30 protein-coding genes are annotated in these 26,806 nt (G+C 73.8%); 15 read left to right on the top strand and 15 right to left on the bottom strand.

What is annotated here, in order from left to right:
• Positions 1–7 precede the first annotated feature (7 nt).
• Positions 8–1,264, top strand: coding sequence for a sensor histidine kinase (locus O1G21_RS15915; protein WP_270144397.1), 1,257 nt, complete (start codon positions 8–10; stop codon positions 1,262–1,264).
• 3 nt (positions 1,265–1,267) lie between these two features.
• Here O1G21_RS15915 and O1G21_RS15910 read toward each other — a convergent pair whose 3' ends face one another.
• Together O1G21_RS15910 and O1G21_RS15905 are read right to left on the bottom strand one after the other, a co-directional pair.
• Positions 1,268–1,735, bottom strand: a complete 468-nt coding sequence (locus O1G21_RS15910) for a magnesium and cobalt transport protein CorA (RefSeq protein ID WP_270144396.1) — start codon at positions 1,733–1,735, stop codon at positions 1,268–1,270.
• Between the two features lie 30 nt (positions 1,736–1,765).
• Positions 1,766–2,263 carry a GNAT family N-acetyltransferase gene (locus O1G21_RS15905; protein ID WP_270144395.1) on the bottom strand — a complete coding sequence of 166 codons (498 nt, stop codon included), beginning with the start codon at positions 2,261–2,263 and terminating at the stop codon, positions 1,766–1,768.
• Between the two features lie 86 nt (positions 2,264–2,349).
• Here O1G21_RS15905 and O1G21_RS15900 point away from each other — a divergent pair, with 86 nt between their 5' ends.
• A complete protein-coding gene (locus O1G21_RS15900) occupies positions 2,350–2,979 on the top strand; it encodes a response regulator transcription factor (protein ID WP_270144393.1) in 630 nt (209 codons plus the stop codon).
• Here O1G21_RS15900 and O1G21_RS15895 read toward each other — a convergent pair whose 3' ends face one another.
• Entirely contained in the window at positions 2,980–3,888 is a 909-nt protein-coding gene (locus O1G21_RS15895) for a transglutaminase family protein (protein ID WP_405000653.1), read from the bottom strand.
• 31 nt (positions 3,889–3,919) lie between these two features.
• Positions 3,920–4,930, bottom strand: a complete 1,011-nt coding sequence (locus tag O1G21_RS15890) for a GNAT family N-acetyltransferase (protein ID WP_270144391.1) — start codon at positions 4,928–4,930, stop codon at positions 3,920–3,922.
• 133 nt (positions 4,931–5,063) lie between these two features.
• Here O1G21_RS15890 and fdxA point away from each other — a divergent pair, with 133 nt between their 5' ends.
• A complete protein-coding gene (fdxA, locus tag O1G21_RS15885) occupies positions 5,064–5,390 on the top strand; it encodes a ferredoxin (RefSeq protein ID WP_030287402.1) in 327 nt (108 codons plus the stop codon).
• A gap of 20 nt (positions 5,391–5,410) precedes the next feature.
• Positions 5,411–6,559, top strand: a complete 1,149-nt coding sequence (gene dapC / locus O1G21_RS15880) for a succinyldiaminopimelate transaminase (protein ID WP_270144386.1) — start codon at positions 5,411–5,413, stop codon at positions 6,557–6,559.
• 62 nt (positions 6,560–6,621) lie between these two features.
• Here dapC and O1G21_RS15875 read toward each other — a convergent pair whose 3' ends face one another.
• On the bottom strand, positions 6,622–7,407 hold the full coding sequence (locus tag O1G21_RS15875) for a hypothetical protein (protein WP_270144384.1): 786 nt from the start codon (positions 7,405–7,407) through the stop codon (positions 6,622–6,624).
• Between the two features lie 309 nt (positions 7,408–7,716).
• Complete coding sequence (locus tag O1G21_RS15870; RefSeq protein WP_270144383.1) at positions 7,717–8,772, bottom strand: hypothetical protein; 1,056 nt, start codon at positions 8,770–8,772, stop codon at positions 7,717–7,719.
• A 145-nt stretch (positions 8,773–8,917) separates the two neighbouring features.
• On the opposite strand from O1G21_RS15870, the gene dapE reads away from it, so the two are divergent.
• Positions 8,918–9,994: a succinyl-diaminopimelate desuccinylase gene (dapE, locus tag O1G21_RS15865; protein WP_270144381.1), complete on the top strand. Its 1,077-nt coding sequence runs from the start codon at positions 8,918–8,920 to the stop codon at positions 9,992–9,994.
• A gap of 112 nt (positions 9,995–10,106) precedes the next feature.
• Positions 10,107–10,916, top strand: coding sequence for an LOG family protein (locus O1G21_RS15860; RefSeq protein WP_270144379.1), 810 nt, complete (start codon positions 10,107–10,109; stop codon positions 10,914–10,916).
• A gap of 49 nt (positions 10,917–10,965) precedes the next feature.
• On the opposite strand, the gene folP is transcribed toward O1G21_RS15860, so the two are convergent.
• The gene (folP, locus tag O1G21_RS15855; RefSeq protein ID WP_270151021.1) at positions 10,966–11,778 is read right to left on the bottom strand and encodes a dihydropteroate synthase; all 813 of its coding nucleotides are present in this window, start codon (positions 11,776–11,778) and stop codon (positions 10,966–10,968) included.
• A 179-nt stretch (positions 11,779–11,957) separates the two neighbouring features.
• Here folP and O1G21_RS15850 point away from each other — a divergent pair, with 179 nt between their 5' ends.
• Both O1G21_RS15850 and O1G21_RS15845 read left to right on the top strand, forming a co-directional pair.
• A complete protein-coding gene (locus O1G21_RS15850) occupies positions 11,958–12,386 on the top strand; it encodes a DivIVA domain-containing protein (RefSeq protein ID WP_270144377.1) in 429 nt (142 codons plus the stop codon).
• On the top strand, positions 12,383–12,973 hold the full coding sequence (locus tag O1G21_RS15845; protein WP_270144375.1) for a DNA-3-methyladenine glycosylase I: 591 nt from the start codon (positions 12,383–12,385) through the stop codon (positions 12,971–12,973). The genes O1G21_RS15850 and O1G21_RS15845 overlap by 4 nt, the downstream gene beginning before the upstream one ends.
• Positions 12,974–12,980: 7 nt before the next feature.
• Here O1G21_RS15845 and O1G21_RS15840 read toward each other — a convergent pair whose 3' ends face one another.
• Positions 12,981–13,781 (bottom strand): enoyl-CoA hydratase-related protein, encoded by an 801-nt coding sequence (locus O1G21_RS15840; RefSeq protein WP_270144372.1) that lies wholly within the window; start codon positions 13,779–13,781, stop codon positions 12,981–12,983.
• Between the two features lie 296 nt (positions 13,782–14,077).
• Between O1G21_RS15840 and O1G21_RS15835 the strand changes: the two genes are divergently transcribed.
• On the top strand, positions 14,078–14,245 hold the full coding sequence (locus O1G21_RS15835; protein WP_270144370.1) for a DUF3117 domain-containing protein: 168 nt from the start codon (positions 14,078–14,080) through the stop codon (positions 14,243–14,245).
• Positions 14,246–14,339: 94 nt separating this feature from the next.
• Here O1G21_RS15835 and O1G21_RS15830 read toward each other — a convergent pair whose 3' ends face one another.
• Entirely contained in the window at positions 14,340–14,972 is a 633-nt protein-coding gene (locus O1G21_RS15830; protein ID WP_207809516.1) for an O-methyltransferase, read from the bottom strand.
• A gap of 287 nt (positions 14,973–15,259) precedes the next feature.
• Between O1G21_RS15830 and sigE the strand changes: the two genes are divergently transcribed.
• The 4 genes from sigE (at position 15,260) to O1G21_RS15810 (ending at position 18,444) form a co-directional block, all read left to right on the top strand.
• The gene (gene sigE / locus O1G21_RS15825; protein WP_405000809.1) at positions 15,260–15,988 is read left to right on the top strand and encodes an RNA polymerase sigma factor SigE; all 729 of its coding nucleotides are present in this window, start codon (positions 15,260–15,262) and stop codon (positions 15,986–15,988) included.
• Positions 15,985–16,998, top strand: coding sequence for an anti-sigma factor family protein (locus tag O1G21_RS15820; RefSeq protein ID WP_270144368.1), 1,014 nt, complete (start codon positions 15,985–15,987; stop codon positions 16,996–16,998). The genes sigE and O1G21_RS15820 overlap by 4 nt, the downstream gene beginning before the upstream one ends.
• Before the next feature lie 123 nt (positions 16,999–17,121).
• On the top strand, positions 17,122–17,556 hold the full coding sequence (locus tag O1G21_RS15815) for a sec-independent translocase (protein WP_270144367.1): 435 nt from the start codon (positions 17,122–17,124) through the stop codon (positions 17,554–17,556).
• Positions 17,557–17,769: 213 nt separating this feature from the next.
• Complete coding sequence (locus O1G21_RS15810) at positions 17,770–18,444, top strand: hypothetical protein (protein ID WP_270144366.1); 675 nt, start codon at positions 17,770–17,772, stop codon at positions 18,442–18,444.
• A gap of 175 nt (positions 18,445–18,619) precedes the next feature.
• Here the strand turns inward: O1G21_RS15810 and O1G21_RS15805 are convergent, their stop codons facing one another.
• The 4 genes from O1G21_RS15805 to O1G21_RS15790 all read right to left on the bottom strand — a co-directional run bounded on the left by O1G21_RS15805 (position 18,620) and on the right by O1G21_RS15790 (position 22,496).
• Complete coding sequence (locus O1G21_RS15805) at positions 18,620–19,780, bottom strand: Mrp/NBP35 family ATP-binding protein (protein ID WP_270144365.1); 1,161 nt, start codon at positions 19,778–19,780, stop codon at positions 18,620–18,622.
• 56 nt (positions 19,781–19,836) lie between these two features.
• Entirely contained in the window at positions 19,837–20,433 is a 597-nt protein-coding gene (locus O1G21_RS15800) for a DUF1003 domain-containing protein (RefSeq protein WP_405000808.1), read from the bottom strand.
• Positions 20,434–20,482: 49 nt separating this feature from the next.
• Positions 20,483–21,769 carry a magnesium transporter MgtE N-terminal domain-containing protein gene (locus O1G21_RS15795; RefSeq protein WP_270144363.1) on the bottom strand — a complete coding sequence of 429 codons (1,287 nt, stop codon included), beginning with the start codon at positions 21,767–21,769 and terminating at the stop codon, positions 20,483–20,485.
• Positions 21,770–21,956: 187 nt separating this feature from the next.
• Positions 21,957–22,496 (bottom strand): hypothetical protein, encoded by a 540-nt coding sequence (locus O1G21_RS15790; RefSeq protein ID WP_270144360.1) that lies wholly within the window; start codon positions 22,494–22,496, stop codon positions 21,957–21,959.
• Between the two features lie 192 nt (positions 22,497–22,688).
• Between O1G21_RS15790 and O1G21_RS15785 the strand changes: the two genes are divergently transcribed.
• Complete coding sequence (locus O1G21_RS15785; protein ID WP_270144359.1) at positions 22,689–23,621, top strand: DMT family transporter; 933 nt, start codon at positions 22,689–22,691, stop codon at positions 23,619–23,621.
• A 16-nt stretch (positions 23,622–23,637) separates the two neighbouring features.
• On the opposite strand, the gene O1G21_RS15780 is transcribed toward O1G21_RS15785, so the two are convergent.
• Positions 23,638–24,759 carry a magnesium and cobalt transport protein CorA gene (locus O1G21_RS15780; RefSeq protein ID WP_270144357.1) on the bottom strand — a complete coding sequence of 374 codons (1,122 nt, stop codon included), beginning with the start codon at positions 24,757–24,759 and terminating at the stop codon, positions 23,638–23,640.
• Positions 24,760–25,162: 403 nt separating this feature from the next.
• On the opposite strand from O1G21_RS15780, the gene O1G21_RS15775 reads away from it, so the two are divergent.
• Complete coding sequence (locus O1G21_RS15775) at positions 25,163–25,804, top strand: suppressor of fused domain protein (protein ID WP_270144355.1); 642 nt, start codon at positions 25,163–25,165, stop codon at positions 25,802–25,804.
• Between the two features lie 97 nt (positions 25,805–25,901).
• On the opposite strand, the gene O1G21_RS15770 is transcribed toward O1G21_RS15775, so the two are convergent.
• Positions 25,902–26,762: a PHP domain-containing protein gene (locus tag O1G21_RS15770; RefSeq protein WP_270144353.1), complete on the bottom strand. Its 861-nt coding sequence runs from the start codon at positions 26,760–26,762 to the stop codon at positions 25,902–25,904.
• Positions 26,763–26,806: the final 44 nt, after the last annotated feature.

Here is a 26,806-nt window from a genome sequence, read left to right as displayed (position 1 = left end):
GATCCACATGAGTGACGCGCGCCGGACCCACCGCACCGACGAGCAGCCGGAGGTGGGTGTGGCGCGCACGTCGTTCATGAACGTCCCCGGCGCCCCGGTGGAGACCCGGCGGCAGCTGCTGGTCAAGGTCGCCTGGATGCTGCTGTGGATGCTCTACCTGGCCTACCCGGCGGGCAGCCTGCTGAACGGGCACCACAGCCTGGTCGGCCGGCTGTTCGGCTGGTGCTGCCTGGTGGGGTTCGTCGCCGGGTACGTCCTGCTGGTGATCTTCCGCTCGCAGGCGGGGATGAAGCCGCGGGCCTGCCAGGTGATCGTCGTGACGATGATCGTGCTCGCGGTCGCGGCCCCCTTCATCCTCGGCGAAGCCTTCCTGACCCTGTTCATCTACGCCTCGGTGTGCCTCGCGATCATCACGCCGCCGAACTACGCGCTGCGCGCGCTGGCCGGCATGGCCGGGCTCACCGCCGCGATCGGTCTGGTGATCCACGCCCAGAAGGACAACATCACCACCTTCGCGCTCAGCGCCTTCCTCTCCGGCGTCGCGATGACCGGCCTGCAGCGGCTGGTCGCCACCATGAAGGAGCTGCGCGAGGCCCGGGCCGTGGTGGCCCACCTGGCCGCCTCCGAGGAGCGGCTGCGGCTCGCCCGTGACCTGCACGACCTGCTCGGGCACTCGCTCTCGCTGATCACCCTGAAGAGCGAACTGGCCGGGCGGTTCATGGACGCGGGCAAGGACGAGGCGGCGCGGGCGCAGGTCGCCGACATCGAGCAGGTCGCCCGGCAGTCGCTGATCGACGTGCGGGAGGCCGTGACCGGCTTCCGCCGACCCACCCTGCCGGTCGAGCTCGCCGCCGCCCGGACCGCCCTGGCCGCCGCCCAGGTCCGGCTGGAGGCCGCGCCGGAGCTGGTCGACGCCTGGCCGTCGCTGGCCAACGAGGAGGCGGGCGCGCTCGCCTGGGCGCTGCGCGAGGCCGTCACCAACATCGTCCGGCACGGCGAGGGCGCCACCGTCTGCACGGTGACGGCGGACGAGAGCTGGGAGGGCGGCGGCGAGCGCTACGCCGTCCTGGAGATCAGCGACGACGGCCGCGGACCGGGCAAGTCCCAGCCGGGCAACGGGCTCTCCGGGCTCGAGGAGCGCCTCGCGCTGGTCGGCGGACGACTGGAGAGCGGCCCCGGCGAGCGCGGCAAGGGCTTCCGCCTGCGGGCCTCGGTGCCGCTGCGGACGGCGGCCGCGCCCTCCGAGACGTCCAGGATCTCCTGACGCTCAACTGCCGCACTCCCACCGTTCGCCGAGCCGGCCGTACCACCAGGGGGCCGGCCGGATGCGCTCGGCGAAGGGGTCGGGCAGGGTGCGCCGGAGGTAGGCGGCGTCCATCGGCCGGAGCACCCGGGCGAGTTCGGCGCCCGGCCGCGGCGGGAGGGCGGACAGCACCTCCGCCAGCACGTCCCGGGCGTGCCGGACGTCGTCGAAGGAGCAGCCGCGGCAGCTGCAGTGCGGCGCTCTCGGGTAGCGCGGGCGGGTCCCGACCGGGCTGAGGAACCGGCGGTACCGGCGCAGGGCCCGGTCGGTTGCGCCGGGGAAGACGTAGTACGACCCGTCCAACTGCTCGTAGCGCTGGATCGCGCGGCTGGTCGAGGTGGAGAGCCCGCGGATCCGGTCCGGTGGAGCGGTGTCCCAACGGCGGGCGGGGTCGGGGTGGGCGCGCAGCGCGCCGGGCCGCTTACGCGGCATCGGCCTTTCGGTAGATCGTCATGCCCGCCATCATGTCAGCTCCGCGCGGTCCAGTTCGCGGTGGTAGCGAACGGCCGGGCGGCCGTCCAGGACGAACTCCCCGGTGACCGTGAAGCCGTTGTGGGTGAGGACGGCCTGGGAGGCGGGGTTGTCGAGCGTGGTGGCGGCGGTCAGCGAGCGCAGGCCGTAGCTGTGGGCGGCGAGTCGGCGGACCTGGGCGACGGCGGCCTTGGCGAGGCCCCGGCCGGCAGCGGATTCGGCGATCCGGTAGCCGAGTTCGGCGCTGCCGTCGACGAGGTCCATCAGGTTGATGCGGCCGATCAGGGCTCCGCCCGGATCGAGGATCACGTGGAACCGGCAGATGCCCGCGGCCTGTTCGGCGAGCAGCGCGGCGTGGCGGGCCGGGAAGTCGGCGAAGTACGCGTCGCCGCGGTCGGGCACGGTACGGGCGAACCAGGCCCGGTTGGCGAGTTCGAAGGCGAGCACGGCGTCGGCGTGGTCGGGGCGCAGCGGCTCCAGGGTCAGCATCAGACCAGTCTGGTGCGCACGGCCTCGGTGAACCACTCGAATACTCCAGCCCGTTGCCGCACCTGACAGGCCCTAAGGTCATGACCATGGGTAACACAGAGAACAGCCCCTCGATCCGCGTGCTGCTCGCCGAGGACCAGGGGATGGTCCGGGAGGCGCTGGCGGCGCTGCTCGGGCTGGAGGGGGACATCGACGTCGTCGCGCAGGTGGGTCGCGGGGACGAGGTGGTGGCGGCGGCGCTGGCGAACGAGGTGCAGGTCGCCGTGCTGGACATCGAGATGCCGGGCATGACGGGCATCGAGGCGGCCGCCGAGCTGCGCAAGAAGGCGCCCGGGACGAAGGTGGTCATCGCGACGACCTTCGGCCGTCCCGGCTACCTGCGCCGGGCGATGGAGTCCGGGGCGGACGCCTTCCTGGTGAAGGACGCGCCCGCCTCCGAGCTGGCCGAGGCGGTCCGCCGGGTGCTGCGCGGGGAGCGGGTGATCGACCCGGCGCTGGCGGCGGCCGCGCTGGCCGAGGGCGCCAATCCGCTGACCGGGCGCGAGCGGGACGTGCTGGGCGCCGCCGCGGACGGCGCGGTGAACGCGGACATCGCCAAGCGGCTGCACCTGTCGGAGGGGACGGTCCGCAACTACCTCTCGATGGCGATCCAGAAGACCGAGGCCCGCAACCGCACCGAGGCGGTCCGGATCGCCCGCGAGAAGGGCTGGTTGTAGCTAGTTGAGCCGGTGGCGGGCCGCCCGGGCCTCCTGGCGGACCTTGGCGGCGGTGTCCGGGTCGAAGGCGTCCAGGATCCGCGCGTAGTCGTCCATCTCGGCCGAGCCGCCGAGGAAGTCGCCCATCCGCACCAGGAGTTCGGCCCGTTCCAGCCGGAGCTGGGCCGGGTGGCGGGGGAGCAGCAGGGCGAGTTCGGTGGCCCACAGCTGGGTGCGGGCGTGCTCGGGCCGGTCGGCGGCCCAGGCCCGGATGTTGCCGAGCACCCGCAGCACGATGTCCAGCGGCTGGGCCGGGGTGAGCAGGGCGGGGGTGAAGTCGTACCCGGCGGCGGCGACCAGGTGCTCGACGCCGGCCGGGTCGAGCAGCCGTCCGCCGTGGAAGGGGTCGGCGAGGACGTACTCCTCGCCGCCCGACGGGCCGCCGACAGCGACGACGAAGTGGCCGGGCAGCGCGATGCCGTGGACGGTGAGCCCGGCGCGCCGCCCGACCTCCATCCACACCAGCGAGAGCATGATCGGCAGCCCGCGCCGCCGTCGCAGCACCTCGGGCAGCAGCGAGGACTCCAGCCGCCGGTAGTCGGACTGCCGTCCGTGGAACCGCTCCCGCCCGCCGAGCACGGCGGCGAGCAGGGCGGCGGTCTCCTCCGGTCCGGACGGCGAGCGTTCGGCGACGGCGATCCGGACGGCCGCCGCGTGCCGTTCGAACGCGGCCTCGCAGGCGGCCAGCAGGGTGTCCGCGCCGGGCGGTTCGCCCGGATCGCCCGGGTCGAGGACGGGATCGTGCTCGGCGGCGGCAAGGAGGCAGAGCAGCACCGGGTCGGGCTGCTCGGCGCGGGCGGCGGTCCGGAAGCGGTCTCTGCTCTGCTCGGTCACGGTGACGGCGGCGGCCTTCGTAGGACGGACGGACAAGCGGACATACCAGGGTGGAACGGTCGGGTGGCTACTCCTGGGGAAGGAGCGCGTAGTGGTAAGTGTGACTGGTCGTGAAGCCGAGTCCGTCATAGAGCGCGATCGCACCGTCGTTCCCCGCCTCGACCTGCAGGAACGCGCCGCTCGCCGCTTCCTCCGCCGCGCGGGCGGCGAGCACCGCCATGACCGTCGTGGCCAGCCCGGCCCGACGGGCGTACGGCTGCACCTCGATCGCGCCGAAGCAGGCCCAGGGCCCGTCGACGACGCACCGTCCGATCGCCAGCGGCGGCTGCCCGGGGGCGCCGGGCACGGTGGCGAACCAGACCGAGGGGCCGCCGTGCAGCACCTGCCGGGCAGCCTCCTCCACCGCCGGGTCCCCGCTGACCCGGCGGTACAGCGACATCCAGTCGGCGTCCGCCGTGCGGGAGAGCCTCACCCGCTCGTGCCCGGCGCCGGCCCGGGCGACCGCGGCCAGCGGCGCGGTGAGCACCAGGGTGGGCGCGTACCCGGCGCCCAGCCGGTCGAGTTCGGCGCGCAGGTCCTCGGGCGAGCCGGGGGTGACCACCTCGACGTACGCGGGCAGTCCGCGCGCCGCGTACCAGCCCCGCAGGGCGGCCAGCGCCCGCGGCAGCGGCAGCCCCGGGTCGCCGAGCGCCTGGGCGGAGTTGGCCCGCCGGGTGAACCCGGACGCGGCGCGCAGCGTCCACTCGCCGAGCGCCTCCTGCTCGACGGCCGGCCAGCCGCGCCCGGCGATCCGCTGCAGCTCGACCGGGGTGGCGGCGGGCAGCGGTGCGCGCCGGGCCGGGAACGGCGGCACGACCTTGCCCGCGACCAGCAGCTTCTCCGGGAAGGCGACCGGCCCGCCCGAGCGCGGCTCGACCACCAGGCCATGATCGTCCCATGATGTGAGAACGCCGATCACATCGCGGAACACCGGCCGGTCGTCGACGAACTCCGAGAGGCGTCGCACGGACACGCGAAGTCCCACGTCAGAGCGGTCTATCCGGACTTCCGGACGGCTCTCCGACTGGTCTCGGGTCATGATCCGGCCACCTCCTGTGCATTTGCGGTCCCAGACCCGCGATACTAGGGGCGGGCATCGACGACGCCGCGCTCACCGCGCACGCGAGCAGAACAGAACGGGCCGCCAGGCCCTTCCGAGGAGGAACGACAGCGTGACCTACGTCATCGCGCAGCCTTGTGTCGACGTGAAGGACAAGGCGTGCATCGAAGAGTGCCCGGTTGACTGCATCTACGAGGGCCAGCGTTCCCTCTACATCCACCCGGATGAGTGTGTCGACTGTGGCGCTTGCGAGCCGGTCTGCCCGGTCGAGGCGATCTTCTACGAGGACGACACTCCGGAGGAGTGGAAGGACTACTACAAGGCGAACGTCGAGTTCTTCGACGACCTGGGTTCGCCCGGCGGTGCCTCGAAGCTCGGCCTGATCGAGCGGGACCACCCGTTCATCGCCGCTCTGCCGCCGCAGAACGCCGACCACTGACGATCGGTGGCTACTGAGCTGTGAGCACGAACAGCACGCGCGCGCCGTTCCCGGGTCACCCGGGAGCGGCGCGCCGCGTTTCGGACCGGCTCCCGGTGTTCCCCTGGGACAAGCTGGAGCCCTACAAGGCCACCGCCCTCGCCCACCCGGGTGGCCTGTGTGACTTCTCCGTCGGCACCCCCGTGGACCCGGTCCCCGAGGTGATCCAGAAGGCGCTCGCCGCCCACACCGACACCCCCGGCTACCCGACCGTCTGGGGCCCGCTGGAGCTGCGCGAGGCGATCGCCGGCTGGCTGCGCCGCCGCTGCGGCGCCGAGATCGGCCCCCGGGCCGTCCTGCCGACCATCGGCTCCAAGGAACTGGTGGCCTCGCTGCCGGCCCAGCTCGGCCTCGGCCCGGGCGACCAGGTCGCCTACCCGCGGCTGGCCTACCCGACCTACGAGGTGGGCGCACGGCTGTGCGGCGCCGAGCCGGTCGAGTACGACTCGGTGGACGAACTGGACGGCTCCCGGGTGCGCCTGCTCTGGGTGAACTCGCCGTCCAACCCGACCGGCCGGGTGCTCGGCACGGACGAGCTGCGCCGCGCCGTCGAGTGGGCCCGGGAGCACCGGGTGCTGCTGGTCAGCGACGAGTGCTACTTCGAGCTGGGCTGGGAGGCCGAGCCGGTCTCCGTCCTGCACCCGGACGTCTGCGGGGACGACCACGAGGGCCTGCTGGCCGTCCACTCGCTCTCCAAGCGCTCCAACCTGGCCGGCTACCGCGCCTCCTTCGTGGCGGGCGACCCGGTGGTGGTCGAGGAGCTGCTGGGGCTGCGCAAGCACGGCGGCATGATCGTGCCGGCGCCCGTCCAGGCGGCGACGATCGCGGCGCTGACGGACGACGCGCACGTGGCCGAGCAGCGGGACCGGTACGCGGCCCGGCGCTCGGCGCTGCGGGCGGCCCTGGAGGCGTACGGCTTCCGGGTCGAGCACTCCGAGGCGAGCCTCTACCTGTGGGCGACCCAGGACCGCCCGTGCTGGGAGACCGTGGCCGAACTGGCCGGACTGGGCATCCTGGTGGCGCCCGGTGACTTCTACGGGCCGTCCGGCGGCCGCTTCGTCCGGGTCGCGTTCACCGCGACGGACGAGCGGGTCGCCGCGGCCGTGGAGCGGCTGACCGCGGCGCGCTGACCGTACGCCGAAGGGGGCCGGTGCTCGCGAAGCACCGGCCCCCTTCGGCTTGCCCGGAGGGGTTACAGCGGCAGGCCGCTGATGTTGCCGCCGTTGACGCCGTTCAGCAGGCCGCCGACCGGGCCGAGCGCGCCGGTCAGACCGGAGAGCGGGTTGTTCGGGCCGAGGTCGGCGCCGCCGAGTCGGTTGGCCGAGCCGTGCTCCGCCAGGCCCAGGACGTCGGTGCCGGGCAGGCCGCCGGGCAGCGCGTGCTCGACCGGGCCGAGCGGCAGGGCGCGCTCCACCGCGCTGGTCGGCAGCGCGTCGGTGACGGCGTTGGTGCCGGGGACGGCGCCGGAGAGCTTGTCGGCGCCGGGCAGGGCCTGGGCGAGCCCGCCGACCGGGCTGGTGCCGGCGTTGGCGCTGCGGGTGCCCATGCCCTTGCCGGTGACGGCCTCGCCGAGCTTGCCGGCCAGGGCCGTGGCGACCTTCGGGGTGACGGCGGAGAGCTGGCCGGTGGTGGCGGCGGTCTGGTCGACCGGGGCGGTCAGCGAACCGGCCTTCTCGTTCGCCTCGGGGAGCTGGTGGGCGACGATGTTGCCTGCGGCGTCGGCGGAGGCCGGCACGCCCGCGGCGACGGTGGCCGCGCCGGTGGTGCCGGCCGCCTGGCCGAGCTGGTGGGTGGTGTGCTGCAGGGTGGAACCGGTGTCGGTGTTGGTCAGCTGGCCCAGCGGCGCCGCGAGGTCGCTCTTGGGAAGCAGGGCGTCCCCGCCCAGGGCGGACGCGGAGCCGGCCGCGACCAGCGGGGTCGCTCCGGCCGCCACGACGAGCGCGGCCTGGGCGATCCGGCGCGTGAGGGGGTGAGACATGGGGCTCCTCGAAGGGGTCTGGGTCCGTCCCGTCCGCCGGGTGGACGATCCGAGCGCGGACGGGACCTGGCGGACGACGTTGTTACCGCTTGAGGAGCCGGAAGGTTTCGGGTGACGCGGGAAAATACCTGACCGATCATCGGATCGTACGATCGCGGTGATGGTGCCCGCCGGGCCCCGCCGGGCACCGTCGGACCGGCCCCGGGCAAGGGGAGTGACGGTTCTCCACCCGGGGTCGCCGGAACGGGCGGTTGGTCCACTGCGGTTGACCGGAATCACCCGTTCGGCGGCAACCCGAACGAATGTGCGTCAGCCCTTGCCGGACGGGGCCAGGGTGACCTGGACGAGCTTGGTCGACGTCCCCGAGGTCTGGGTCTGCCAGCCGTCCTCCGACTGGGTCTTGCGCCAGATCTTCCCGTCGTAGGCGACCGTCGCGATGCCCAGCTGCTGCGCCTGGGCGACCGCCCAGTGGGCCACCTCCCAGCCGCTGGCCCGCTCGGCGCTCGCCCCGGCGTCGGCCCCGGAGTCCGCCGAGGAGGTCAGCGCGGCCGTGGCCGGGTCCGGGGTCAGCGCGACGGCGTTCTCGGCGCCCTTGATCGTCGAGGTGTAGCCGGTGGCCGGGGTGACCGTCCGGCCGAACTCCCGGCGCACCCGGTCCGACAGCACCTGGGTGCGGTCCGGCAGCGCGACCGGGATGGCCGAGGCGCCCGCGGTCGGCGACGGCGAGTCGCCCGGGTCCGGCTTGGCGTAGTCGTGCACCACGCAGTTGAACGAGCCGGGCTCCCGGCCGGCCAGCGCCGAGGTGAGCAGCGTCGCCTTGGTCTCGTGCTTGGCGTACGCCTGCGGGTAGCCGCTCTTCTGCACCGCCTGGGCCGCGTCGGTCAGCGGCATCCGGGTGTAGCCGGGGACCTTGACCAGACCGTCCAGGAACTTGTTGGTCGCGTACACCGGGTCCGCGATCTGCTCCGGGGTGCCCCAGCCCATCGAGGGCCGCTGCTGGAACAGGCCGATCGAGTCCCGGTCGCCGCCCGCGAGGTTGCGCAGCTTGGACTCCTGCATCGCGGTCGCCAGCGAGATCGCCGTCGCCCGGTCCGGCAGCCCGCGCGAGCGCGACACCGCGGCGATCGTCGCGGCGTTGGCGGCCTGCGGCAGCTCCAGCGTGCCGCTGCCGGCCGCGGTCTTCACCGTGCACTCCTCCGCGGCGCCCTGCCGGAACCCGAACCACCAGATCCCGACCACGGCCAAGCCCGCCACCATCGCGAGGCCGAGCAGTCCGACCAGCACGAGCAGCAGCGCGCGCACCGGACCGCGGCGGCGGGGCGCCACTTCGTCGCCCAGCTCCTCGCTGCGCCTTCTCCTGGCCACCGTCGCCCCTCTCGCGCCCGCCATCCTGATCCGACACCGTACCCACTCGGACGGGTGTACGGCGTACTCCGGTTGCCGATCCGGGGGCGTTCCGCGTCACAACACGACCACCCAGAGCACACGTGCGCACGGCTAGGCTGACGCCATGAGCAGCCCGAACCCGACGCCCCTGGACCTGACCCTCGACGGTGGCGCGCTGACCGCGCGCCTCGTCGACTTCCCCTCGGTGAGCGGCGACGAGCAGGCGCTCGCCGACGCCGTCGAGGCCGCCCTGCGCGGTTGCGCCCACCTGACCGTGGACCGCTACGGCAACAACGTGGTGGCCCGGACGAACCTGGGCCGCGCCGAGCGCGTCGTGCTGGCCGGCCACCTGGACACCGTGCCGATCGCCGACAACCTGCCGTCGTACGTCGAGGGCGACCTGCTCTACGGCTGCGGCACCTCGGACATGAAGTCCGGCGTGGCCGTCGCACTGCGCCTCGCCGCCACCCTGACCGAGCCCAACCGCGACCTCACCTACGTGTTCTACGACTGCGAGGAGGTGGAGGCCCACCGCAACGGCCTCGGCCACCTCGCCAGGGACCGCCCGGAGTGGCTGGCCGCCGACTTCGCGGTGCTGATGGAACCCAGCGAGGCCACGGTCGAGGGCGGCTGCCAGGGCACACTGCGGGCGCAGGTCCGGCTCACCGGCGTGCGCGCCCACTCGGCCCGCAGCTGGCTCGGCGACAACGCCATCCACCGCGCCGCCGAGGTGCTCACCCGGCTCGCGACGTACCAGCCGCGCCGGGTGGAGATCGACGGCCTGGAGTACCGCGAGGGCCTCAACGCGGTGCGGATCGACGGCGGCGTGGCCGGCAACGTGATCCCGGACGAGTGCGTGGTCACGATCAACTTCCGCTACGCGCCGGACCGCAGCGAGGCCGAGGCGGAGAAGCACGTCCGCGAGGTCTTCGACGGCTTCGAGCTGACCGTCACCGACTTCGCCCCGGGCGCCCTGCCCGGCCTGTCCCAGCCCGCCGCGCAGGCCTTCCTGGCGGCCACCGGCGGCCGGGCCCGGGCCAAGTTCGGCTGGACCGACGTCGCCCGGTTCAGCGCGCTCGGCATTCCCGCGGTCAACTACGGCCCCGGCGACCCGAACTTCGCGCACAAGCGGGACGAGCACTGCTCGCTGACCGCCATCGCCGAGACCGAGGACCGGCTGCGCGCCTGGCTGACCAGCTGAGTCGAGGGCGTTCGGGCGCGGCCGAACCGACGGTCGAACGCCACCTTCCGGTTGCCCAACCGACCTTCCCCCGTTGCCTGAAAACGGGGGAGGGCGGGCGTAGGGTTTCGTCATGACAGGCACAGGAGACGAGAAGCACTACGGACACGGCCCCGAGCAGGTCGGCGTGCCGCGGAAGAAGAAGGCCTGGCCCGAGAAGCAGAAGGGCCCGGTGCTGGTGCGCCGGGACCAGGTCGGCACCAGCACCACGGACCAGCGCCTGCTGGACACCACGGGGCCCACCGACTGGCTGCACACCGACCCCTGGCGGGTGCTGCGGATCACCTCCGAGTTCGTCGAGGGCTTCGGCGCCCTGGCCGAACTCCCGCCCGCGATCAGCGTCTTCGGCTCGGCCCGGACCGTGGCCGACTCGCCCGAGTACGAGGCCGGGGTGGCCATCGGCCGGGCCCTCGCCGAGGCCGGCTACGCGGTGATCACCGGCGGCGGCCCGGGCGCGATGGAGGCCGCCAACCGCGGCGCCTCGGAGGCCGGCGGCCTCAGCGTCGGACTCGGCATCGAGCTGCCCTTCGAGCAGGGCCTCAACGAGTTCGTCGACCTCGGGCTGAACTTCCGTTACTTCTTCGTCCGCAAGACCATGTTCGTCAAGTACGCGCAGGGCTTCGTGGTCCTGCCCGGCGGACTCGGCACGCTGGACGAGCTGTTCGAGGCGCTCACCCTGGTGCAGACGAAGAAGGTCACCCGCTTCCCGGTGATCCTCTACGGCAGCGCCTACTGGGGCGGCCTGTACGAGTGGCTGAAGAACACCCTGGTCGCGCAGGGCAAGGCGGCCCCGCGCGACCTGGAGCTGTTCCACATCACCGACGAGATCGACGAGGTGCTGAAGATCCTCGCCGAAGCCCGTCGGCCCGTGAACGAGATCTGACGCGAGCGCCGACAACCGGAGGCGAGCCGAGCGCCGAACAGAGGGGCCGCTACGCCAGCCCCCGGCGGGCGACCGCCGGGGGGCGGGTGCCCCGGATCGAGGCGACCATGTCCAGCACCTGGCGGGTCTCCTCGACCTGGTGCACCCGGTAGACCCGGGCCCCCAGCCAGGCCGAGACCGCGGTGGTGGCCAGGGTGCCGAGCAGCCGCTCGTTCACCGGCCGGTCCAGGGTCTCGCCGACGAAGTCCTTGTTGGAGAGCGAGACCAGCACCGGGAAGCCGGTCGCGGTCATCTCCGGCAGCCGCCGGGTGGCCTCCAGCGAGTGCCGGGTGTTCTTGCCGAAGTCGTGTCCCGGGTCGATGATCACCGCGTCCCGGCGGACGCCCAGCTCCACCGCCCGCTCGGCGAGCCCCACGGTGACCCGCAGGATGTCCGCCATCACGTCCTCGTACCCGACCCGGTGCGGCCGGGTGCGCGGCTCGGCGCCGCCCGCGTGGGTGCAGACCAGCCCGGCGTCGTAGCGGGCGGCCACCTCGGCGAGCTTCGGGTCCACCCCGCCCCAGGCGTCGTTCAGCAGGTCCGCGCCCACCTCGCAGACCGCCTCGCCGACCTCGTGCCGCCAGGTGTCCACGCTGATCACCGCGTCGGGGTGGCGCTTGCGCAGCTCGGCCACGAAGGGCACGGTGCGCCGCAGCTCCTCCTCGACCGTGACCTCGTCGCCCGGACCGGCCTTCACCCCGCCGATGTCCAGGATCGCCGCGCCCTCGGCCATCGCGCGGTCGGCGGCGGCGAACGCGGCCTCGTCGGCGAAGGTCGCGCCCTTGTCGAAGAACGAGTCCGGAGTCCGGTTCACGATCGCCATGATCACCAGCTCGTCGTCACCGAATTCCCGCGGTCCCAGGCGCAGTGCCACCGATGTCTCCTCCACAGCTCCTACGGGTGCGATGATGGCCCCCGGCCTCACCAGGACCATGCTGTCATGATCAGCCCGGTTCCCTGGCACCTCGGAGGAGGCCGACCGGGAGTTCGGGAGGACAGCTCGTGTTCTGGGTGATCGTGGTCGCCATGGCCGTGGTGGTCGGCGGCGCCGCGCTGGTGGCGCTCGGCGGGGGCGGCTCGATGCCGGAGGCGGTGCCGGACCGCATCGCCGCGCGGCTGCCGCAGGACCGCCCGCTGAACAAGACGGACGTCGACGACCTGCGGCTGCCGATGGCCGTGCGCGGCTACCGGATGGACGAGGTGGACGACGTCCTGGACCGCCTCGGCGCCGAACTCGCCTACCGCGACTCGCGGATCGCCGAACTGGAGGCCGCCGCCCACCTGCGCGGTGCGGTCGAGGCCACCACCGCCCCCGACCCGGCCGCCGAGCCGCTGCCCGGCCTGGAGTCCTTCGCCCAGGTGGTCGAGCCGGCGGTCACGCTCGCCGAGGAGCCGGCCCCCGAGGACGCGAAGCCGGTGAAGGACCAGTGACCCCCGACGGAGCGGTCCTCGGCGCGGACGGCCTGCGCCGCTGCGGCTGGGGCGACTCCACCGACGACTACCGGGTCTACCACGACACCGAGTGGGGCCGCCCGGTGCACGGCGACGACGCGCTGTTCGAGCGGGTCTGCCTGGAGGCCTTCCAGTCCGGCCTGTCCTGGCTGACCATCCTGCGCCGCCGGGAGGGCTTCCGGGCCGCGTTCGCCGGCTTCGAGATCGGCAAGGTCGCCGAGTTCGGCGAGGCCGACAAGGAGCGGCTGCTCGCCGACACCGGCATCATCCGCAACCGGGCCAAGATCGAGGCGGCGATCGCCAACGCCAGGGCCGCCCGCGACCTGGACGGCGGCCTGGACGCGCTGATCTGGCAGTTCGCCGCCGACCCGGACCGGCCGACCCCCCGCACACTGGACGAGGTGCCGGCCGTCACCCCCGAGTCGACGGCGCTGGCGAAGGCGCTGAAGAAGGCGGGCTTCCGCTTCGTCGGCCCGACCACCGCCTACGCCCTGATGCAGGCCTGCGGCCTGGTCGACGACCACCTGGCGGACTGCCACGTCCGCACCGGCGGCCCCGAGCGGTAGGTGGACGTCAGCGTCCGACGTACTTCGGCTTCTCCTTGGCGATGAAGGCGCGCACCGCGATCCGGTGGTCCTCGCTCTCCCCGGCCAGGGTCTGCAGCTCGTCCTCCTTGTCGAGCAGTTCGTCCAGCGAGTGCGAAGCGCCGTACGCCAGCGACTCCTTGACGGCGCCGTAGGCCACCGTCGGGCCCTCGGCCAGCTCGCGGGCGAAGACCCGCGCGGTGGCGGCGAGTTCGTCGGCCGGCACGACCTTGGTGGCCAGGCCCAGCTCCATCGCCTCGGCGGCCTTGACCGTCCGGGGCAGCATCAGCAACTCGGTGGCCTTGGCGTGCCCGACCAACCGGGGCAGCGTCCAGGACGCGCCGGAGTCGGCGGTCAGGCCGATCCCGGTGAAGGCGGTGTTGAAGCCGGCCCGGTCGGAGAGGATCCGGAAGTCGCAGGCGAAGGCGAGCGAGGCGCCCGCGCCGGCCGCCACCCCGCCGACCGCGGCGACGGTCGGCTTGCGCATCCCGGCCAGCGCGCGGGTCAGCGGGTTGTAGTGCTCGGCGACGGTCCGCAGCGCGCCCTCGCCGGTCTCCTCGAACCGCTTCAGCATCGCCAGGTGCTCGTTCAGGTCCTGCCCGACGCAGAACGCCCGCTCGCCCGCGCCGGTCAGCAGCACCGCCCGCACCGCCGGGTCCCCGGCCGCCTCGATCACGGTGTCGCGCAGCGCCACCTTGGTGGCGACGTCCAGGGCGTTCATCGCCTCCGGGCGGTTGATGGTGATGACGGCCAGGCCGCCGTCCAGCTCGTACAGCACGGAATCCGACATCGGCGAGGGCTCCCTAAACGATCGTCGCGTGGGTGGTGGTGCCAGGATGCCGGAGCGCGGGGCGGGCTGGGGAGTGTGAGGTATCGCACCTTCCGGCGGTAGCGGTGACGCCGCCACGCCGGGGCTTATGACGGCAATTGCGGCGGTTGCGGCCGGTCCGGCCGTGGTTGCACCGAGAGTGATGTTGGTCATCAGGCCGTGGCATGCGGGATAATGGCTTCCGATCAATGCGTTCGATACCGGCGGTGGACGGACTGCCGGTGCGTAGCTGAGCGGTTGCAGGAAGGGGAACGAGCATGGCGGCCATGAAGCCGCGGACGGGTGACGGCCCGCTCGAAGTCACCAAAGAGGGGCGGGGCATCATCATGCGCGTTCCGCTCGAAGGCGGCGGACGCCTCGTGGTGGAGCTCACGCCTGACGAGGCCGAAGCCCTGGGCGATGCCCTGATGAAGGTCACCGGCTGACCGCAGCGGGTGCCGCCGTCTCCTGGAGACGTACTGCCGGGCCCGGGTACGACGTCATGTCGGCCCGGGCCCGCGCGCTCTCCGGGGCCCGGGACTACCGTTTGACGGCGCAGAGCAGCCCGTCCGAGACGGGCAGCAGCGCGGGCAGCAGCGCCTCGCTCTCCCGCACGTCCCGGACCAGGTCCCGGACGGCGCCGGTCTGCGGGTCCTGCAGCTCCGGCTCGGCGAGGCGGCCCTCCTGGAAGACCCCCTCGAAGCAGACCATCCCGCCCGGCCGCAGCAGCCGCAGCGACTCCAGCAGGTACTCGCGCGACTCGGCCGGGTCCCCGTCGCAGAACACCAGGTCGTACTGGCCGTCGGCGAGCCGGGGGAGCACCTCCAGCGCCCGCCCCGGTATGAACCGCGAGCGGTTGGCCGCGAACCCGGCCGCCTGGTAGGCCTCGCGGGCCAGCTGCTGGCGCACCGGCTCCGAGTCCACCGTGGTGAGCACGCCGTCCGGCCGCATCCCGCGCAGCAGGTAGACCCCGGACACCCCGGTGCCGGTGCCGATCTCGGCCACCGCCTTGGCGTCCAGCGCCGCGGCCAGCAGCCGCAGGCACGCCCCGCCGCTCGGCCCGATGGCCCGTATGCCGGTGCGCGCGGACTGCGCCCGGGCGTAGGTCAGCACCGCGTCCTCGCCCACGTAGGTGTCGGCGAGGGCCGCGCGCGCGGGCCCGAACTCGCTGATGGCTGCCTCTTTCGGAGCCCCGGGTGGCGGCCCGGTGCCGGGGGATGTCGATATTTCCTGCCACAGATTACTGGCCGGGGGGGAACCGCGTACGGCGGCGGGCCGTTGTCACTGGCGACGGGTGCGCAAGACCTCCCGGGCACTTTTATCCGGGCTTGACGGGTGAGGTGGATATGGTGGTGGCCCTGCTGGGCAGAAGAGCCGACCGAGGAGGTGTGGCCGAGGGCGACGTTCCCGTGCGGCGGCACCCCCGCGGCACCGCGTCGGCCCGTACGCCGAAGCCCGTGATGAACCAGCCTGCGCACTCCGACCTGGACCAGCCCGCCGCCGAGACGTCGGCCGCCGGCACCACCGAGGCCCCTGTCCTCGCGACCTTCGCCGAGGGTCCCGACGCGCAGACCTGGACTCCCCCCACCTGGGAGGAGATCGTCGAGGCCCACAGCGCCCGCGTCTACCGCCTCGCCTACCGGCTGACGGGCAACCAGCACGACGCCGAGGACCTCACCCAGGAGGTCTTCGTCCGGGTGTTCCGTTCGCTGTCCACCTACACCCCCGGCACGTTCGAGGGCTGGCTGCACCGGATCACCACCAACCTGTTCCTGGACATGGTCCGCCGCCGCCAGCGCATCCGCTTCGACGCGCTCGGCGAGGACGCGGCCGAGCGGCTCGCCTCGCGCGAGCCGAGCCCGGCCCAGCACTTCAGCGACACCCACTTCGACGCCGACGTGCAGCAGGCCCTGGACACCCTCGCCCCGGAGTTCCGCGCCGCCGTGGTGCTCTGCGACATCGAGGGCCTGTCCTACGAGGAGATCGCCGCCACGCTGGGCGTCAAGCTCGGCACCGTCCGCAGCCGCATCCACCGCGGCCGCTCCCACCTGCGCGCCGCGCTCAAGCACCGCGCCCCCGGCTCGGCGCCGGGCCGCGAGCGCCGCGGCGGCTCGGAGGAGCCGGTGCCGGTCGGCGCCGTCGCCGAGGTCGCGGCCGCACCGGGCGGGCGCGGACGGAGGCGATCGTGAGCGGAACCAGCCGGTCCGGTCCGGACCGTTCGGATGCGTCCGAACGGTCCTCGACCTGGCGGAGCTGGGCGCTGCCGGGCCGTCGCGGCGCCGGGGATCCGGCGAGCGACGAACCCGGTCACCCCGTGCTGCCCGCCCTCCCGCTGCCCGCCGACACGGCACTGCGCGCGGTGCCCGTACGGCCCGCCGAACCCGCGGTCGAGGAGCACCACCTCGGCGACCGGCTGTCCGCCTTCCTGGACGGCGAACTCGGCCACGACTCCCGCGAGCGGGTCCTGGCCCACCTGGCGACCTGCCCGCAGTGCAAGGCCGAGGCCGACGAGGGCCGGTCCGTCAAGCACCTGCTGACCCGCACCGGCAACCCCGGCCCCTCCTCCGCGCTGATGGCCCGGCTGATGGCCGTCGGCAACCTGCCGGAGGACGCCCCGGCGGACGCCGGCCGGCCGCCCCGGCGCGGCCGCGACGACGACGACCTGCCCGGCGGCGGGATCCCCGCCGCCGGCACCTTCGGCGGCAGCCGGCTCACCGGCGGCTCCTTCGGCCGCGGCGCCGGCGCCTCCTTCGGCGCGGGCGCGCTCGGCGCCGACACCCCGGTGCCCGGGGTCGACCCGCGCGCCTTCGGCCGCGGTTCGGTGCTGCGACCGCTGATGGGGCGGCGCACCACCCGCCCCGAGCCCGCCGCCCGGCCGCAGCCCGCCGTGGCCGGTGCCCGCCCCCCGGCGGCGCGCGGGCGCCGGCTGGTGTTCGCCGCCGCGGGTGCCTTCTCGGTCGCCGCGGTGACCCTCGGCGGCGTCGGCGGCCTCACCCAGGGCGAGGAGCAGCACGGCACCACGGTCAGCCCGGTCGGCGGCAGCGGCACCAGCGACCGCACCGGCCTGGTCCCGATGACCGCGCAGGTCCCGGTGGACTTCCCGGCCCGCCCGGTGGCCGCCACCCGGGACTCGAACCCGTCGTCGTCCCCCGAGCGCTTCCCGGGAAACATCGCGGCCCTGCGCCAGCAGCTCCCCTAGCGATCCCTTCCCCGCCCGGCCACCGGCTGGTCTTTACCACGGCTTCATCCCGCTGTGGACCATGGACCCGCCGGTGGCCATTACCCTGTAGGAACCGTCGTCCGACGAGCTAGGGAGCAAAGGTTGTTCAGCGATGTAGGCGGGCTGGAGATCCTGACCCTGATCGTGATGGCGATCATCATCTTCGGCCCCGACAAGCTGCCGAAGCTGATCCAGGACACCATGAGCTTCATCCGGAAGGTCCGTTCCTTCGCCGACAACGCGAAGGAGGACATCCGCAGCGAGCTGGGCCCGGAGTTCAAGGACTTCGAGTTCGAGGACCTCAACCCCAAGACCTTCGTCCGCAAGCAGCTCATGGGCGACCAGCAGGACCCGCTGGGCCTGAAGGACATGAAGGAGTCGCTCGACATCCGCTCCGTCCTGGACGACAAGCCCGCGGTGGCGGTCAACGGCCGCGCGGGCAGCGTGGGTTTCGACAAGCCGGCCCCGGCGCCCGCCTCCACCGGCGCCCCGCTGCAGCCCGGCGAGCGGCCCCCGTTCGACCCCGACGCCACCTGAGCGCACGACGCGTGGACCCGACGCCACCGCCCCGCCCGGCCGCCCGGCTGAGCGGGGCGGTGGCGTGCGCGCCGCTATTGTGCTGATTGTTCCCGCTGAGCCGTCCGTCACATCCGCGTCCGCGCGGACCAGGAACGGCCCCCGGGAACGCCGAGGTGCGCCACCATGGGAGCGCGCCACGGCAGGCACACGTGCGGTTGAGGAGGCCCGGGGATGGACGCGACGAGTCAGGCGGGAGGGGCGACGGCCACGGCCGGCGGCCCGGTGGTCGGCGGGCAGGCCGGCCCGGCGGACCCCCTGCTGCCCTACCTGTCCGCCGACTTCCCCTGGTACGGCCTGGACGACGGCTGGACCGGCCGCCGCTTCCTGATGCAGGCCGGCGCCGGCGGCCCCCGCGGCGGCTCGGCCGGCGTCGACTACGGCACCCTCGGCCACGGCGACGAGCCGGCCAAGCAGTTCGAGCCGCGCGACGTGCGGAAGTTCGCCGTCGTGGTCACCATGGCCCGCCGGGACAGCCGCCGCAGCGCCGACAACACCGGCACGCTGGAGGCGACCTCCGTCTCCTCCGCCGCCTGGCTGGCCGGCTCCGGCCTGCTCGCCGCGACCTGGCCCGGCCAGCTGGACCGGGCGCTGCGCCAGGACTGGCTGGACCAGCAGAGCAACCTCGCCTGGGACCTCGCCGACGACCTGGCCGGCCCCGGCTGGTCCACTCTGAGCCTGCCGGTCAACGGGCTGCCGCAGCCCTTCCGCTACCGCGAGTCCGAGTACGGCTGGGTGCTCGCGGGCGAGGCCCCCGGGGTGCTGCTCGGAGCCTTCGGACGGGGCGTCAGCGCCTACGGCGTCGGCTTCTCGACCGTTCCGGACCTGGGCAGCTACACCCGGCCGTAGGGCCCGACGGACGACGAGGGCCGGGTGGTGTCCCGCACCACCCGGCCCCGTTGTTCGCCCGCTCGCCGGCCAAAGGGGCTCGGGGCGGGTGTTCGCCCGCTCGCCGGCCAAAGGGGGCTCGGGGCGGGTGTTCGCCCGCTCGCCGGCCAAAGGGGCTCGGGGAGGGGTCCAGCTCTCAGAACTTGTTCTTGGGCGTCAGCCCGAGCGACATCCCGGACAGGCCGCGCTGGCGGCCGCCGAGCTTGCCGGCCACGGCGCGCAGGGCGGCGCCGGCCGGGGAGTCGGGGGCGGCGAGCACGACCGGGCGGCCGTCGTCGCCGCCCTCGCGCAGCCGGACGTCGATCGGGATCGAGCCGAGCACCGGCACGGTCGCACCGACGGTGCGGGTGAGCGCGTCCGCGACGGTCTGGCCGCCGCCGGTGCCGAACACGTCGATCATCTCGTCGCAGTGCGGGCACGGCATGCCGGACATGTTCTCGATCACGCCGACGATCTTCTGGTGGGTCTGCACCGCGATGGTGCCGGCCCGCTCGGCCACCTCGGCGGCGGCCATCTGCGGGGTGGTGACGATCAGGATCTCCGCGTTGGGGACCAGCTGGGCCACCGAGATCGCGATGTCGCCGGTGCCGGGCGGCAGGTCCAGCAGCAGCACGTCCAGGTCGCCCCACCACACGTCGGCGAGGAACTGCTGCAGCGCGCGGTGCAGCATCGGGCCGCGCCAGACCACCGGGGCGTTGCCCGGGGTGAACATGCCGATCGAGATGACCTTCACGCCGTTCGCCTGCGGCGGCATGATCATGTCCTGGACCTGGGTCGGCCGGCCCTCGACGCCCAGCATGCGCGGCACGCTGTGGCCGTAGATGTCGGCGTCCACGACGGCGACCTTCAGCCCGTCCGCGGCCATCGCGGCCGCCAGGTTGACCGTCACCGAGGACTTGCCGACGCCGCCCTTGCCGGAGGCGACGGCGTAGACGCGGGTCAGCGTGCCCGGCTTGGCGAACGGGATCTCCCGCTCGGGGGCGCCGCCGCGCAGCAGCTGGGAGAGCTCCTTGCGCTGCTCGTCGCTCATCACGTCGAGCTCGACCTCGACGCCGGTCACGCCGGCGACCCTGCCGACCGCCTCGCGGACCCGGGTGACGATGGTGTCGCGCATCGGACAGCCGGAGACGGTCAGGTAGACCGCGACGCGCACCGCGCCGTCCTCGGCGATCTCGACCGATTTCACCATGCCGATCTCGGTGATCGGGCGGTTGATCTCCGGGTCGTTGACGGTCGCCAGCGCCTGGCGCACGGAGTCCTCCGTGACGCCGGCCGCGACCTCTGTCTCGTTGGCCATGCCTTGATGGTACGGCGCCGGGCGAACTGCTTAACCGGTCGGTAGCGTGCCGCCGGTCACAAGGGCTCGGAGGCGTCCCGCCGTTCGTCGATCTCCTTGAGCAGCGACTGCAGCTCGGAGCGGATGCTGCCCAGCTCGGAAGCGATGAAGGCGCGGGTGGCCACCTCGCCGAGCCCGTGCCGCAGGGCCGCGACCTCGCGGGCCAGGTACTCGGTGTCGGCGATGTTGCGGTCGCTGCGGGCCCGGTCCTGCTCCATGTTGACCCGGTCCCGGTTGTCCTGCCGGTTCTGCGCCAGCAGGATCAGCGGCGCCGCGTACGAGGCCTGCAGCGACAGCGCCAGGGTCAGGAAGATGAACGGGTACTCGTCGAAGCGCGCGGCCGGCGGCAGCAGGGTGTTCCACCCTATCCAGACCACGACGAACACCGTCATCCAGACGATGAACCGCCCGGTGCCGAGGAAGCGGGCGATCCGCTCCGACAGCACGCCGAAGGCCTCGGGGTCGTAGGACGGCAGCGTGATCAGGCCGGGACGGGCGGTGCGCGGCTGGTCGAGCCGGGTGCGGTTGGAGCCGGTGATGGGGGAGGTCTCCAGGCGGTCCCGGTTGCTGCCCTCGCGGGTGCGCAGTTCGCGCAGCTGGCGCAGCTCCCGCAGTTCGCCCTGAAGGCGCCGGCGCGCGGAGTCGCCCGGCCGTCCGTTGCGGTCACCGTCCACCGTGCAGCTCCTCTCCGTCGTCGCCCCCGTTGTGCAGCGCGGCGTCGCGCCAGTCCTCGGGCAGCAGGTGGTCGAGCACGTCGTCTACGGTCACCGCGCCGAGCAGGTGGTCCGCCTCGTCCACGACCGGGGCGGCCACCAGGTTGTACGTCGCCAGGTAGCTGGTGACCAGCGACAGCGGGGTGTCCGGCGGCAGCGCGTCCAGGTCGTCGTCCACCAGCTCGCCGACCAGGACGTACGGGGGCTCGCGCAGCAGCCGCTGGAAGTGCACCGCGCCCAGGTACTTGCCGGTCGGGGTCTCGTTCGGCGGCCGGCAGACGTACACCTGGGCGGCCAGCGCGGGCTTGTGGTCGCGGATCCGGATCCGGGCCAGCGCCTCGGCGACCGTCGCGTCCGGCTCCAGGACGATCGGCTCGGTGGTCATCAGACCGCCGGCGGTGTCCTCCTCGTAGGACAGCAGACGGCGGACCGGCGCGGCCTCCTCGGGCTCCATCAGCCCGAGCAGCCGCTCGGCCTCGTCGCCGGGCAGCTCGGAGAGCAGGTCGGCGGCGTCGTCCGGGTCCATCGCCTCGAGGACGTCGGCCGCCCGCTCCTCCTGGAGCTTGCCGATGATCTCGACCTGGTCGTCCTCGGGCAGCTCCTCCAGGACGTCCGCGAGCCGCTCGTCGGGCAGCGCGGCGGCCACCTCGGCGCGGCGCTTGGCGGACAGGTGGTGCATCACGCTGGCGAGGTCGGCCGGGCGCAACTGTTCGAAGGTGGCCAGCAGGTTCGCCGCGCCCTGGTCCTGCTCGGGCAGCGCGAAGCCGGTGACGTCCTGCCAGTCCAGGGTCAGCCGCTCGCCCTTGCCCTTGCGCAGCCGGGTGGCCCGGCCGACCTGGACGAAGACCTTGCTGACCTCCCACTCGCGCAGCCGGGTCTGCACCATGCCGACGTCCAGCACGGTGACGTCCTCACCGGTCTTGGTCCAGGTGACGGTGCGGTCCAGCAGTTCGGCGAGCACCAGGGTCTCGGACGGGCGCTGCTCGAAGCGGCGCAGGTTGATCAGGCCGGTGGTGAGCACCTGGCCGGACTCCAGGCTGGTCACCCTGGTCATCGGCAGGAAGATCCGGCGCCGGCCGACGACCTCGACCACCAGGCCCAGCACCCGCGGCGGGCGGCCGCCCAGGCGCAGCGAGACGACGACGTCCCGGACCCGCCCGACCTGGTCGCCGTTCGGGTCGAAGACCGCGATGGCGGAGAGATGGGAGATGAAGACCCGGGTGCCTGGCCCTGCCATGGACTCCCTCGACTCGCTCGACTCGCTGGACGTGCTGGACTAGCTGGACGTGCTGGAGGCCGTCCGACGTGCGCCGGGGCGCGCGTTCGGCCAAGGCTACCGGTGCGGGGTACGCGAGGCCCGGTGGGGCACGTCAGCGACTGCGGGCGTACGCGGAGCCAATTCTCTCCGACGTTTCGGGCGGGCTTCAGCGGCGCTTGAAGAGCAGTTTGGGCAGCCCGGCCGGGATCGGACGGCGGGTGGTGGCCGGGGTGGGCATCGGCTGGGCGGCGTGCGAGCCGTCCGGCATCGCGCCCGGCCGCTCGGTCAGCGCCCCGACCGGCCGCAGCCGCAGCACCCGGCACTCGCGCGCCCAGCGCTCGGCGATGGCATCGGTGTCGGGTGCGTTCAGCCGCTTGCCCTTGAGCTCCTCGACGGCGCCCAGCCAGGCCTCGCCGTGCGGCGCCAGCTCGACGACCTCGGCGTTCCAGCCGGTCAGCCGACCGCCCTTGTCCTTGCTGCGTACGGTGATCACCGCCCCGGCGCCCGCGGTCAGGCCGTGCAGCGGCTGCTCGGCGCCCCCGCCGACCACCACCACCGCGCCGTCGTGCCAGGCGTGCCAGAGCGGGCGGGCCTCGGCCTCGCCGTCCGCGCGCACCCAGAGCAGCCCGGACTTCTTCGCGGCCTCCTCCAGCAGGGCCTGGTCGAGGAAGTCGTCGGCGGTCGGGGCGGCGGAGTTGCGGTCCATGGCGGACAGCGTACGGCTTTCCGGCCCGCGCCCGTCCGCCGGATGCCCGCGGGCGTCCACGGCTGTTCGCGGCCGCCCATGGCCGTCCACGGCCGTCCACCGGACGTCTCAGCCTCCGGGCGACAGTTCCATCGGCGAGCCATGGGCCTTACCGTATGACCGCCCCACCCCCGCGACCAGCGAAGGAGCGCCGTGCCCGCCGCCCGGCCCGCGACCGCCCCCGCCCCCACCACCGCCGCCGCCGACCCGCGGCCCGCGCAGCCGCTCCCCACCCTCGACCTGCTGCTGCTCGCCGTCTCGATCGGCGGCATCTCCTTCTCCGGCCCGCTGATCTCCGCCACCGCCGCGCCCGCGCTGGCCATCGCCTTCTGGCGCAACGTCATGTCGGTCGGCGCCCTCGGCCCGTACGCGCTGCTGCGCCACCGCGCCGAACTGCGCGGGATCGGCCGGCGGGCGCTGCTGCTCGCGATCGCCGCCGGGGCGCTGCTCGCGGTGCACTTCGCGCTCTGGATGCCCAGCCTGCGGATGACCTCGGTCGCCTCCGCCACCGCCCTGGTCACCACCACCCCGCTGTGGACGATCCTGCTGATGCGCCTGTTCGGCGTCCGCGCGCCGCGGATGGTCTGGATCGGCACGATCGTCGCCTTCGCCGGCGTGCTGGTGCTGACCGGCGTGGACCTCTCGATGTCCCCGCGCGCGCTGCTCGGCGACGCGCTCGCCCTCGCCGCCGGCCTGGCCGCGGCCGGGTACATGCTGCTGGGCGCCGAGGTCCGCAAGACCGTCAGCACCACCGGGTACACGCTGGTCTGCTACACCACCACGGCGGTCGGCCTGCTGGCGATCTGCCTGGCCACCGGGACGCGGCTGTCCGGCTGGTCGGCCGGGGCCTGGTGGCAGATCGTGCTGCTGATGGTCACCGCACAGCTGCTCGGGCACTCGCTGAGCAACCGGGTGGTGCGCACCCTCGGTCCGTCGCTCACCTCCACCGCGATCCTGCTGGAGACCCCGGGCGCGGCGCTGATCGCCGCCCTCTGGCTCGGCCAGTGGCCCCCGGCGGCCGCCTATCCGGCGGTGGTGCTGATCCTGCTCGGCCTGGTCCTGGTCGCCCGCGGCGGGCGCGGGTAGCGGGCCCGGACGCGCCCTACAGCCAGCCGTTGCGGCGGAAGCCCCGGTACATCCCGATGCAGATCAGCGTGATCGCGCCGAGCACCATCGGATAGCCGTACGCGTGGTGCAGCTCGGGCATGTAGTCGAAGTTCATGCCGTACACGCCGGTGATCATGGTGGGCACCGCGAAGATCGCCGCCCAGGCGGTGATCTTGCGCATGTCCTCGTTCTGCGCCACCGACACCTGCGCCAGGTTCGCCTGCAGCAGCGAGTTCAGCAGCTCGTCGAAGCCGTGCACCTGCTCGGTGACCCGGGCCAGGTGGTCGGCGACGTCCCGGAAGTACTTCTGCATGTCCGGGTCCACCAGCCGTTGCAGCGGCTCGGACAGTTGCTGCATCGGGCGCAGCAGCGGCACCACCGCGCGCTTGAACTCCAGTACCTCGCGCTTGAGTTGGTAGACCCGGCCGACGTCCGCGCTGCGCGCGCCCTTGGCCGAGAAGACGCCGTACTCGATCTCGTCCACGTCGTTCTGCAGCCGGTCGGCGACCAGCAGGTAGTTGTCCACCACGTGGTCGGCGATCGCGTGCAGCACCGCGGCCGGGCCCTTGGCGAGCAGCCCGGCCTCGTCCGCGTCCGCCTCCAGCCGGTGCCGCAGATCCTGCAGCGAGCCGTGGCCGCCGTGCCGCACGGTGATCACGAAGTCCCGCCCGGCGAAGACCATCAGCTCGCCGGTCTCCACCACCTCGCTGGTGGGCGTGAGTTGGTCGTGCTCGACGTAGCGGATGGTCTTGAAGACGGCGAACAGGACGTCGTCGTAGCGCTCCACCTTGGGGCGCTGGTGCGCGTGCACCGCGTCCTCCACCGCGAGCGGGTGCAGGCCGAAGCGCTGGGCGATGCCCTCGAACTCGGCCTCGGTCGGCTCGTGCAGCCCGATCCAGCTGAACGAGCCTGCGGGATCCGGGAGTTGGTGCGCCGCCTTGACCCGGCGGGCGGCCTCGCGCGGGCTGCAGGCCTCGCCGTTGCGCCGACCGTGCTGGTAGACCGCGCAGTCCACGACCGCCGAGCCGCTGCCCTCCGGCACGGCGTCGTACGGGCCGGCGGCGCCCCGGCGGCGGTTGGTGCGGACGGCGGCACGCAGGCTGTTGATCATCGACATGGCAGGCTCCCTGGGAAGGAGCCGTCGCACGGCGGCGCGGAAAGGGCCGCGGGGCATGGCCGTGGTGCGACGGCGCGGAACACCGGTGAAGGGGATGAGGGTGCTCTCCCGGCCGGTCCGTCCGACGCCGACCCGCGCCCGGGCCACACGGCTGGATCAGCCGCTACGGCCTGCGAGGCGAGGGGTGCGGGGAAGTCGGGGCCGGGCAGAGCTGCCGGTACTGCATGGTCGGCCGGTATCCACCGCAACCACCTCCTTCGCGCCGCCGCCCCGAGACGTTCGATCCCGGTGGCCAGTCGCTCACCCTAACATCTGACCGAGCATCGGCGCCCCGGGGTTTCCCGGGCCTTCGCCCGTACGCCCCCGCGCGGACGCCACGGCCGCGCGGGTTACGCTCACCGGCATGGCGCACGACTTCCCGTCCTTCGGCGACCCCCACGGCGGCGACTCCCCGGAACTCACCCGGGAGGCGGTGCTGGCCGCCGTCGAGGCCCGGCTGATCTCCACCTTCGGCGAACCGAGCGGACGCGCCGCCGTCACCTTCCTCGGCACCGACCGGATCGAGGTGCTGCGGTTCGGCCCGGACGCCGAGGGCCTGGTCCGCTACGCGACGCTCGGGATGTCCGCCGCCCCGATGGCCGACCCGACCGCGCTGGTCGCCGACCAGCTGCGCGGACCGCGCGCCGAGCTGGTGCTGACGGTGCGCGGCGGACGCGACGGCGTGCTGCGCAGCCTCGCCACCTTCGCCGCGACGCCGCAGGTCGAAGGCCTGGTGGTGGCCCCGGGCGGCTCGCTGGACCTGGGCGCTCCGCTCTGGGACGGCGCCCCCTTCACCTCGGTGCTGGCCGCCGAGCCGGGCGGCCTGGTCGAGGACCTGGAACTGGCCGAGCCCGCCGAGCCGGTGCGCTTCCTGCCGCTGCTGCCGATGACGCCCAACGAGGCGGGCTGGAAGCGGGTGCACGGCGCGGCGGCCCTCCAGGAGCGCTGGCTGAACCAGGGCACCGACCTGCGCGACCCGCAGCGGCGCGGCGTCAAGCTCGACTGACGCTGCGGTCCCGCGCAGGCCCCTTGCGGCGAGGCGTACGGCTCCGCCCACACGCCTCGCCGCACTCCGGTACGCCGGAGCGCGACCCCACGCGCCGTCAGCGCACGATCGGCTTCGCCCCGGTCGCCTGGGCCAGCAGCGCCTCGTACACCTCCGGGTCGGTGGTGTGCTCGCCGAGCCGGACGGTCTTGCGGCTGCCGTGGTAGTCGCTGGAGCCGGTGACCAGCAGGCCGAGCTCGCCCGCCAGACCGCGCAGCCGCTGCCTGGTCTCCTCGTCGTGGTCGGTGTGGTCGACCTCCAGCGCGGCTAGCCCGGCCGCCGCGAGGTCGGCGATCACCTGGTCCGAGACCGTCCGGCCGCGCTTGACCGCGCCGGGGTGGGCGAACACCGGCACGCCGCCGGCCGCCCGGACCAGCCGGACCGCCTCCACCGGGTCGGTCTCGTGCTTGCGGACGTCCGCCCGGCCGCCGTTGGCCAGCCAGTCCCGGGTGAAGGCGTCCGAGACGGTGGTCACCACGCCCGCCTCGACCAGCGCGCTGGCGATGTGCGGCCGCCCGACCGAGCCGGCCCCGGCGATCCGCTGCACCTGCTCCCAGCTGATGTCCGCCCCGAGCTCCCGGCAGCGCTCGACGACCGCCCGTCCGCGCCGGAACCGGTCGGTGCGCACCAGTTCCCGCTCGGCCTCGAACTCCGGCTCCGCCGGGTCGAACAGGTACGCCAGCAGGTGCATGCTGATGCCGTCCACCACGCAGGACAGCTCGGCGCCCGGGACGACGGTCAGCCGGGCGCCGTCCGGCAGCGCGTGCACCGCCCCGGCGGCCTCGGCGTGGCCGGCGACGGTGTCGTGGTCGGTCAGCGCGACCACGTCGAGGCCGGCGGCGACCGCCGCGGCGACCAGCTCGGCCGGGGTGTCGGTGCCGTCGGAGGCGTTGCTGTGGGCGTGCAGGTCGATGCGCACGGGGCGGACTCCTGGGGCTCCGGGGGCGTGGGTGCCGCCCAGGA

Origin of the sequence: Kitasatospora cathayae, from assembly GCF_027627435.1 — a bacterium.
In the GTDB taxonomy this organism is placed as follows: domain Bacteria; phylum Actinomycetota; class Actinomycetes; order Streptomycetales; family Streptomycetaceae; genus Kitasatospora; species Kitasatospora cathayae.
This window is presented reverse-complemented; position numbering and strand designations above follow the sequence as displayed.